Annotated in this window: 2 rRNA genes; both read left to right on the top strand. The window is 59.5% G+C overall.

The window, feature by feature from the left end:
* A 16S ribosomal RNA gene (locus O3W51_RS48340) occupies positions 1–116 on the top strand; the annotation flags it as partial.
* A 293-nt stretch (positions 117–409) separates the two neighbouring features.
* Positions 410–538 (top strand): 23S ribosomal RNA (locus tag O3W51_RS48335); the annotation flags it as partial.

Genomic DNA, 538 nt, shown 5'->3' with positions numbered 1-538 from the left:
CCCGAAGCCGATGGCCCAACCCGCAAGGGAGGGAGTCGTCGAAGGTGGGACTGGCGATTGGGACGAAGTCGTAACAAGGTAGCCGTACCGGAAGGTGCGGCTGGATCACCTCCTTTCTAAGGAGCATCTAGACCGTCATTGACGGTCCAGGGCCATTACGCCGGCATCTGTTCGGCGGTGGTTGCTCATGGGTGGAACGTTGACTATTCGGCACACTGGGAATCCGGAAGCAAGTACTGCTTCGGCGTGGAAAGCGTCTGGATTGCTGGTGGGTCGGGCACGCTGTTGGGTCCTGAGGGAACGACCTTTGTTTCTTCTACACCCCGGCCCCGTTAACGACGCGGAAGCGTTGGAGACGGGTGACTGGTCGTTGCTTGAGAACTAAACAGTGGACGCGAGCATCTAGTTAGCGCAAGTTTTTAAGGGCGCACGGTGGATGCCTTGGCACCAGGAACCGATGAAGGACGCGAGAGGCCGCGATAGGCCCCGGGGAGCTGTCAACTGAGCTGTGATCCGGGGGTGTCCGAATGGGGAAACC

Origin of the sequence: Streptomyces sp. H39-C1 (assembly GCF_027158125.1) — a bacterium.
GTDB lineage: Bacteria > Actinomycetota > Actinomycetes > Streptomycetales > Streptomycetaceae > Actinacidiphila > Actinacidiphila fildesensis.
The sequence above is the reverse complement of the archived record's forward strand: the minus strand, read 5'-3'. Positions and strand labels throughout refer to the sequence as shown.